Annotated in this window: 9 protein-coding genes; 8 read left to right on the top strand and 1 reads right to left on the bottom strand. The window is 61.9% G+C overall.

Annotated elements, in window-relative coordinates; genetic code table 11:
* Positions 1-67 precede the first annotated feature (67 nt).
* On the bottom strand, positions 68-1,198 hold the full coding sequence (locus tag HQL56_15900) for a CBS domain-containing protein (protein ID MBF0310999.1): 1,131 nt from the start codon (positions 1,196-1,198) through the stop codon (positions 68-70).
* A 153-nt stretch (positions 1,199-1,351) separates the two neighbouring features.
* On the opposite strand from HQL56_15900, the gene HQL56_15895 reads away from it, so the two are divergent.
* The 8 genes from HQL56_15895 (at position 1,352) to HQL56_15860 (ending at position 8,475) form a co-directional block, all read left to right on the top strand.
* Positions 1,352-2,305, top strand: coding sequence for a KpsF/GutQ family sugar-phosphate isomerase (locus HQL56_15895; protein ID MBF0310998.1), 954 nt, complete (start codon positions 1,352-1,354; stop codon positions 2,303-2,305).
* Positions 2,305-2,880 carry a phenylphosphate carboxylase subunit delta gene (locus HQL56_15890; GenBank protein MBF0310997.1) on the top strand — a complete coding sequence of 192 codons (576 nt, stop codon included), beginning with the start codon at positions 2,305-2,307 and terminating at the stop codon, positions 2,878-2,880. Before HQL56_15895 ends, HQL56_15890 begins: the two co-directional genes overlap by 1 nt.
* Positions 2,877-3,446, top strand: a complete 570-nt coding sequence (gene lptC, locus HQL56_15885; GenBank protein ID MBF0310996.1) for an LPS export ABC transporter periplasmic protein LptC — start codon at positions 2,877-2,879, stop codon at positions 3,444-3,446. The genes HQL56_15890 and lptC overlap by 4 nt, the downstream gene beginning before the upstream one ends.
* The gene (locus HQL56_15880) at positions 3,443-3,958 is read left to right on the top strand and encodes a hypothetical protein (GenBank protein MBF0310995.1); all 516 of its coding nucleotides are present in this window, start codon (positions 3,443-3,445) and stop codon (positions 3,956-3,958) included. The genes lptC and HQL56_15880 overlap by 4 nt, the downstream gene beginning before the upstream one ends.
* 2 nt (positions 3,959-3,960) lie before the next feature.
* Entirely contained in the window at positions 3,961-4,737 is a 777-nt protein-coding gene (gene lptB, locus HQL56_15875) for an LPS export ABC transporter ATP-binding protein (GenBank protein MBF0310994.1), read from the top strand.
* A 74-nt stretch (positions 4,738-4,811) separates the two neighbouring features.
* Positions 4,812-6,347: an RNA polymerase factor sigma-54 gene (locus HQL56_15870; protein MBF0310993.1), complete on the top strand. Its 1,536-nt coding sequence runs from the start codon at positions 4,812-4,814 to the stop codon at positions 6,345-6,347.
* A 10-nt stretch (positions 6,348-6,357) separates the two neighbouring features.
* Complete coding sequence (gene rapZ, locus HQL56_15865) at positions 6,358-7,260, top strand: RNase adapter RapZ (protein ID MBF0310992.1); 903 nt, start codon at positions 6,358-6,360, stop codon at positions 7,258-7,260.
* 48 nt (positions 7,261-7,308) lie between these two features.
* Positions 7,309-8,475 (top strand): methionine adenosyltransferase, encoded by a 1,167-nt coding sequence (locus tag HQL56_15860; protein MBF0310991.1) that lies wholly within the window; start codon positions 7,309-7,311, stop codon positions 8,473-8,475.
* The last annotated feature ends 221 nt before the right edge of the window (positions 8,476-8,696 follow it).

Here is an 8,696-nt window from a genome sequence, read left to right as displayed (position 1 = left end):
GGCGCTGCCCTGGACCCGTCGGGGGGGATAATCCCCCCCGAACCCCCGTTATATCTGACTGATGAGTTCAGGAGCAGGTTTCCCCGCCTTTTTCCATCTGACCCAGGGTCCAGAAAATCCGGTCCTCCCCGGTGGGGGTATGCACCAGGCTGAAGCGGCAGGAGACGCAGACCCCGTGGCCCTGACCGGTGCGCAAGGGCAGCGTGACCTGATTGAGGGTGCCGCAACTGTCCAGCAGGGTGGCAATGGCCGACCAGACGCCGCCGTCGACGGCCAGGGGCCGGATCGAACGTCCCACCCACTCCGCCTCTTCCAGCTCCAGCAGACGCGCCGCCTTGCGATTGAGCGCCAGCAGACGGTGATCCCCGCCGGGCTCGAACCAGAGGGCCGGTTCGGTGATGTCTTCGGGGTTGAGCACCGCCTGATGGGTACGTACCGAATGGCCCATCTGACGCAACAGATCGGTCTGGGTCAACAGGCCCACCAGACGGCCTTCGTCATCCACCACCGGCAGCCGGCGATGTCCGGCGCGCAGAAAGAGGTCGAGGGCGTCCAGGAGATTCTGCTGGGCGTTGATGGTGAGTGGAGCCAGGGTCATGAAGGACTCCACCGGCATGTCGGGATGCCAGTCGGGCCGCAGACGGCAGCGCAGGGCGTCCCCTTCCGTGACCACGCCGAGGCAGCGATCGGTGTCTCCGACCAGAACGCAGCCGCGATGCCAATGGACGATACGGGCGGCCACCTCGTCGAAGGTGATGGGCGGGGTGACCAGAGGGGCCTCTTCGGTGAGGAGGTCGATGACCCGATAGTGAGCCAGCAGGGTGGTGCGGGGCAGGGAGGAGAGGATCTGTTTCTCCATGATGCCGCCGGAGAGGATTTCGTCTTCGTTGAGTACCGGGAAGCGGCGGATGCGACGCAGATTGTAGAGGCGCAGCAGCTCCTGGCAGGGGGTGTCCTCGTGAACCGCCAGGGGGGCGGAGAGGGTGAGATCCGACAGATGGGTCCGGTCGAGATCGAAACCCTTGATCACCCAGCGCAGCAGGTCGAATTCGGTCACCAGTCCCATGGGGGACATCTTGTCGAGGACCACGGCGAAACCGGGTCGCTGACGAACCAGGGCGCGCAGCACCTCCATGAGGCTGGCGCCGGGGTTGAGGGTGGCGATATTGGGAAACATGCAATCGCGAACGATATTCATAAGCGCTTTCAAGGTGGATCTTCTGGAAGGGCCCTTTTTCAGGCATTATGGGGCAAAGGCGCGTGGCTGTCCTGGATTTTTTCGGGTCTTTGGTCGAAGGTAGTGTGAACGGGGACGGTTTGGCGAAAGGGAGCGGTGAAGGGCATGGACTGGATGGTGACGATGGCCCGGAAGACCATGCGTCTGGAAGCGGAAGCCATACTGGCCATGGCGGAGCGGCTGGATGGGGATTTTGTCCGGGCGGTGGAGCTGTTGCGCGATTGCCGGGGCCGGGTGGTGGTCACGGGCATGGGCAAGTCGGGGCTGATCGGCAAGAAGCTGGCGGCGACGCTGGCCAGTACGGGAACGCCGGCGTTGTTTCTGCATCCGGCGGAGGGCAGCCACGGGGATCTGGGCATGGTGACCACCCAGGATTGTCTGGTGGCGGTCTCCAACAGCGGGGAGACGACGGAAGTGGTGGCCCTGCTGCCGGTGATCAAAAGGCTGGGCATTCCCCTGGTGAGTCTGTTGGGCAGACGGGATTCGACACTGGGCCGGCAAAGCGACGTGGTGCTGGATGTGGCCGTGGGTCAGGAGGCGTGCCCTTTGGGACTGGCTCCCACCTGTTCGACCACGGCGGCGCTGGCCATGGGGGATGCCCTGGCGGTGGTGCTGCTGGAGGCGCGTGGTTTCGGTCCGGAGCAGTTTGCCCTGCTGCATCCGGGGGGCAGTCTGGGCAGGCGGTTGTTGTGGACGGTGGGGGATCTCATGCACACCGGAGCGGCCATTCCCCTGGTTGCGGAGACTACCGACATGCAGCGGGTCATTCTCGAAATGACGGCCAAGCGTTTCGGCATGACGGGTGTGACCAGCGAAACGGGGCGGTTGACGGGCATCATCACCGACGGGGATCTGCGCCGTCTCCTGGAACGGGGCGAACCCTTCCTGACCCGCAGCGCCGGAGAGGTGATGACCCGCAATCCCCGGCATATCGCCGTCTCCTCTCTGGCGGCGGAGGCGGTGCGCCGCATGCAGGAGGCCAAGATCACCAGCCTCTTTTGTCTGGAGGGGGAAAAACTGGTGGGGGTGATCCATTTGCATGATCTGCTCAAAGCGGGGGTGGTATGATGCGGGCCGATCTTTCCCGTAAACCCTGGCTGTGGGATGATGCCTGCCGGGAAAAGGCCCGGCTCCTCCGGGTCGTGGCCCTGGATGTGGACGGGGTGATGACCGACGGGGGCATCTTCCTGTCGGATGGCGGGGAGGAGAGCAAACGGTTTTATGTCCGGGATGGCATGGGCATTCGTCTGTTGCGGGAATCGGGCCTCGTCGTCGGTCTGGTGACGGCGCGCCTCTCCGCTCTGGTGGAGCGGCGGGCCAGGGAACTGGGACTGGCTTTCTGGCATCAGGGCATCGGGGATAAGTGGGCGGTCCTCTCCCGGGAGCTGGAGGAGCGGGGGATAGCCGCCGAGCACTGTGCTTTCATGGGGGACGATCTGGTGGATTTGCCCGTTCTGACCCGGGTGGGTCTGGCTGCGGCTCCCGCCGATGCCGCTGCGGAGGTTGTGGCCCGGGTGCATTGGGTGTCGGGCCGCCGTGGCGGGCGGGGGGCCGTCAGGGAACTGGCGGAACATATCCTGCGTGCCAGAGGGGAGTGGGACGGCCTTGTCGCACGTTGGGAAAACGGGGTGGGATCGGCATGAGAGGATCGATCAAGCATCTGTTTTTGTTGCTGGCCGTCGGATCGGCTGGAATTCTTGCATGGAACTTGCAAAATAAACCGATTGCGAGTATTCCAGAGAAGCAGGAGATGGCCGCCGCTGTCGCCCCCGCCGTCAGTACCGGGATCCATCTGGTGCAGTACGAAGGCGAACGCATCCGCTGGGAGATGAAAACCCCGGAGACGGTACGGGAACAGGAGGGCTGGAATCGGGTGCAGGCTCCCCGATTGACCCTGTTTCAGGGCCAGGCCTTCGAACCGGTTTGGGTGGCGGCCCAGGGAGGCCGGGTCAATACCTTTACCCGGGAGATGGAGTTCCAGGACGGGGTGGAAGTGACCACAAATCAGGGACATCGCCTGTCGACGGAGCTGTTGCGGTTTGATCCGGAAAAGCGCATGTTATACACGGATCAGCCTTTCCGGATGGTGAGCGAGGCATTGCGCGTTTCGGGAGTCGGATTCCGGCTCTTTCAAGAGAGAAGACGTTTGGAGATACTGCAGAAGGTGCATCTGTCCGTTCCGGGTGGGCTGAAGGCGATGACAGGATGAAGCGATTGTGGGGCTGGATTCTGGTCTTGGGGTGGTGTCTGGCGCCGTTGCCGGGATGGAGCGCGGCGGCGGAGCCGTTGGAGGTGACCTCCGACCGTCTCGACTTTGACGAAAAACAGCAGGTGGCGGTTTTCAAGGGACATGTCAAAGCCCGTGAAGGGGAGATGACCATGACCTCGGAACGCCTGACCGTGCGTTACGGCCAGGGCGGCAAGGAGGGCAAAGGCGCCCGCATCCGGCAACTGGAAGCGGAGGGCAACGTGGTGCTGCTTCAGGGCGAGCATCGCGGTCGGGCCGAGACGGTGGTCTACGATCTGGAAAAACGCACCCTGGAAATGATCGGCAAGCGCAACAACGCCGTGGTCGAGAAGGACAAGGACCGTTTGGAAGGCGGCAATATTCTGGTGCGGTTGGGGCCGAACGGTCAGGTGCTGAACATGGCGGTGAAGGGAAGTGAAGGCAGCCGGGTTTCGGCGCGCATCACCCCCCCGGCGACGCCGGAAAAACCCTGAACATGGGGGAAGAGGCGGCGATTCGGCAAACCTCCGGAGAGGACGTTCTCCATCGGCCCCGTTTGGAGGCGCGGCAGATCACCAAGCGTTTCCGGGGTCGGCAGGTGGTGACGGAGGTCAGTCTCTCGGTGGAACCGGGAGAGGTGGTCGGGCTGTTGGGGCCCAACGGGGCGGGCAAGACCACGACCTTTTACATCATGGCGGGTTTGGTGGGGCCCGATGCGGGCTCCATCTGGCTCGACGGACGGGAGATCACCCGGGAGCCGGTCTATCGGCGGGCCCGGGCGGGCATCTCCTATCTGCCCCAGGAACCGTCGGTCTTTCGCAAGATGACGGTGCGGGACAACATCCTGGCCATTCTGGAAGCCCAGCCCCTGAGTCGAGGCGCCCGTCTGGCCAAGCTGGAGCAGTTGCTGACCGAACTGGGGGTGGCCCATCTGGCGCGCACTCCCGGCATGGCGCTTTCGGGAGGGGAGCGCCGGCGGGTGGAAGTGGCGCGGGCCCTGGCCATCGAACCCCGCTTCATTCTGCTCGATGAGCCGTTTGCGGGAGTCGATCCACTGGCTGTCGGAGACATCCAGGATATCGTGCTCCACCTGAGAGAAAGAGAGATCGGCATTCTCATCACCGATCACAACGTGCGGGAAACCTTGGGAATCTGCGACCGCGCCTATATCCTGGCGGAAGGGCGGGTTCTGGCGGAAGGCGAACCGGCCCGAATCGTCGAGGAGAGCGAGGTCAGGCGTCTCTACCTGGGGGATCGGTTCAAACTGGAGTAGGCAAGGTTGGATCCGGGACCCAGGGAAGTTCCCGGAAAAAGGATATCCGCAACCAGCAACTGCAAGGGATTGTCATGGCGCTTGGTCTGGAACTGAAACTACGGATGGGGTTGCAACTGGTGATGACACCCCAGTTGCAGATGGCGATCCGCCTGTTGCAGATGTCCAGTCTGGAGCTGGAGGAGTATCTCCAGGAGGAGCTGGAACGCAACCCGCTGCTGGATCGCGAAGAAGAGGGCGGCGACGACGACTATTCCGGGGAGGAGCGCCCGGAGCTGAGTCGTTCCACCCGTGATGAACACGAAGAGAGCGAATCCTTCGGCGAGATAGGGGATCTGGGCGATCTCGGGGATCTGGGCGATTTCAGCGACCTGCCCCTGGGAGAGATGGATGTTCGCGACCAGGGCGCCATGGAGTTGAGCAGCGAGCTGCCGGTGGATGCCAACTGGACCGACATCTACGGCGACAATATCGGCACCTCTTCCGGCGAGCCCCCTTCCGAAGCGCCTCCCCTGGAAAACACCCTGGCCCGCACCGACTCCCTGGCGGACCATCTGATCTGGCAACTCGGTCTTTCGGCGGTAAGCGAGCGGGAGCGCGTGCTGGGCATGCTGCTCATCGACGCCATCGACGACAACGGTTACCTGACCGTCGATCTGCAGAGCCTGGCCGATATCCACAGTGCCACGCTGGACGAGATGGAGGACGTGCTGATTCTGGTGCAGTCCTTCGAGCCGTCGGGTGTGGCGGCCCGCTCCCTGAAGGAGTGTCTGCTGCTGCAGCTCAAGAACCGGGGTATTTGCCGGTACCCGTATGCCGATCTGCTCGACCATCTGGACGATTTGGGTCGCCGCGACTTTCGCAAGCTGGGCCGGTTGCTGCGCCTGAACGAAGACGATCTGGCGGAGGCGGTGGAGGTCATCCAGTCCCTCAATCCCAAGCCGGGACTGGCCTTCGGCAGCGAGCAGGTGGGGTATGTGGCCCCGGATGTCTATGTGCGCAAGCGCGACGGGGAGTGGGTGGTGGAGATCAACCCCGATACGGTGCCCCGGTTGCGGCTCAATCGCTATTACCAGGATTCCATGTCCAGGGAGATGTCCCCCCAGGAAAAACGCTTTCTGTTGGAAAACGCCCGTTCCGCCCAGTGGTTGATCAAGAGCCTGGAACAGCGTTCCAGCACCATCTATCGCGTGGCCGAGAGCATCGTGCGCTTTCAGAAGGATTTTCTGGAGTTGGGTCAGGAGTACCTCAAGCCGCTGATCCTGAAAGACGTGGCCGACGACATCGGGGTGCATGAATCGACCGCCTCCCGGGTGACCAGCAACAAGTACATGCACACCCCCCGCGGCATTTTCGAGCTGAAATATTTCTTCTCCTCTTCCCTGGCTTCTCCCGATTCCGGGGAATCTCACAGCTCGGAAGCGGTCAAATATAAAATAAGGAAGCTGGTGGACGCCGAACCGCCGAAACGTCCCTACTCCGACGAAAAGCTGGCCCAGTTGCTGAAGGATCAGGGCATTCAGGTGGCGCGGCGCACCGTGGCCAAGTACCGTGAAGCCCTGGGTATCGCCTCTTCCTCACGACGCAAGCAGTTGGCTCCTGTTAAGTGATTGTTGGGTCATGATGGAAACCTCGAACACCATCGAACATCTGATCCTGGTGACCGGCCTCTCGGGGGCCGGGAAATCCAGCGCATTGAAGTACCTGGAAGACCTGGGGTTTTTCTGGGTCGACAACCTCCCGTTGAGCCTGATTCCCGCTTTTCTGAGCACCCTGGTGCAAAACGGCGGCGAGCGCATGCGGCGCATGGCCATCGGGATTCACATCCGGGAGCAGGGTTGCCTGGAAAGCATGGCCAGTCTGCGTCAGCAGATGTCGCTGGTGGCGCAGCGGGTGGAGATCCTCTTTCTGGAGGCCGATTTCGACCGTCTCCTGACCCGTTATCGGGAGACGCGGCGCCGCCATCCCCTGGCGATGGAGGGCACGGTTCAGGAAGCCATCGCCCAGGAGGCGGCCCATCTGGAGCGCTTGCGGGCCATGGCCGACCTGGTCATCGACACCTCTTCCCTGACCGTGGGAGAGCTCAAGGCGCGCCTCGACCAGCTTTATCATCTGGACGAGGCCTCGGATCTGCGCATCATCATTCGTTCCTTCGGCTTCAAATACGGCAGCAGCACCGACGCCGACATGGTGTTGGACGGCCGTTTCCTGGCCAATCCCCATTACGACCCGAAATTGCGTCCCCTTACCGGGCTTGATGACGACGTCAAAGCCTTTTTGGAGAAAGAGGGGGAGGCGGTGGAATTTCTGGACCGTTTGGGCAATTTGTTCGACTATCTGGTGCCCCGCTATCGGCGGGAAAAGAAACGTTATTTCACCGTCGATATCGGTTGTACGGGAGGCCGCCACCGCTCCGTATTCCTGGTGGAGGGCCTGGCGGATCGGTTACGGACACAGGGCTATCATGTCCTGGTGCGACACCGCGATGTGGGCCGATGCAGCACCGAAGAGTTCGAGCGCTAGCATTCGGCGGCCGGATCATTGTCTACTCATAACTGTGAGGATCATCACATGGCTCGCGACTATTTGTTTACCTCGGAATCGGTTTCGGAAGGACATCCCGACAAGATTGCCGACCAGATTTCCGATTCGGTTCTTGATGCGATTCTCGCCCAGGATCCCCGGGGACGGGTGGCCTGCGAGACGTTGATCAAAACGGGTTTCATCGTCATTGCCGGCGAGATCACCACCACGGCGCTGGTGGATTACGCCGCGGCGGCTCGCCGGGCGGTGCGGGAGGTGGGTTACACCTCGTCGGTCATGGGTTTCGACGCCGACTCCTGCGGTGTGCTGGTGGCTTTGGACAAGCAGTCCCCGGACATTGCCCAGGGGGTCAACGAGGGTCAGGGTCTGGATCTGGAGCAGGGGGCCGGGGATCAGGGGCTGATGTTCGGTTTCGCCTGTGACGAAACGCCTCAATTGATGCCGGCGCCGATCTTTTATGCCCATCGTTTGATGGAACGGCAGGCCAAGGTGCGCAAGAACGGGCAGTTGGCCTGGCTGCGACCGGACGCCAAGTCCCAGGTGACCATTCGTTACGAGGAGGGCAACCCCGCCGCCATCGAAACCGTGGTGATCTCCACCCAGCATGATCCCGAGATCACCCACAAGGCGTTGGAGGAAGCGGTCATCGAAGAGATCATCAAACCCATCCTGCCTGCAGAGCTGGTGCGTGGCAAGGTGAACTATCTGATCAATCCCACGGGGCGGTTCGTCATCGGCGGGCCGGTGGGCGACTGTGGCGTGACCGGGCGCAAGATCATCGTGGACACCTACGGTGGTGCGGGTTCTCATGGTGGTGGGGCCTTCTCCGGCAAGGATCCTTCCAAGGTGGACCGTTCTTCGGCGTACATGGGGCGTTATGTGGCCAAGAACATCGTCAAGGCGGGCCTGGCCCGGCGGGCGGAGGTTCAGGTGGCTTATGCCATCGGGGTGGCCCGGCCGGTTTCCATGATGGTGAAGACCTTCGGCACCGGGGTTGTGGATGATGCGGTGATCGAGAAGCTGGTGGCCGACCATTTCGATCTGCGTCCCAAGGCCATCATTCAACACTTGAATCTGTTGCGTCCCATCTATTTCCAGACGGCGGCCTACGGCCATTTCGGGCGGGAGTTGCCGGACTTCACCTGGGAGCGCACCGACAAGGCGGATGCCTTGCGGCAGGCTGCCGGGCTGTAAAAATACGGGGGTCCGGGGGGATTATCCCCCCCAGGCCCTCGTATGATGTATTACTATCCTCAAGAATCTGCGCGGGCCGCGCAGATTTTCTGAAAAGAGGGAGTTGCAGAACTCCCCCTGGACAAACAGTGATATATTTAAATCATTTGACTTTCAGTATTTTATATTTTAAGTATCAAAAAAAGGAAATGTTCTGTCCTTTGAATTTTCAGTTGTAATAT

The sequence above is a fragment of the Magnetococcales bacterium genome (assembly GCA_015231925.1).
Lineage (GTDB): Bacteria > Pseudomonadota > Magnetococcia > Magnetococcales > JADGAQ01 > JADGAQ01.
Note: the sequence above shows the minus strand (reverse complement) of the source record. Positions and strands in the feature narration are given on the sequence as shown.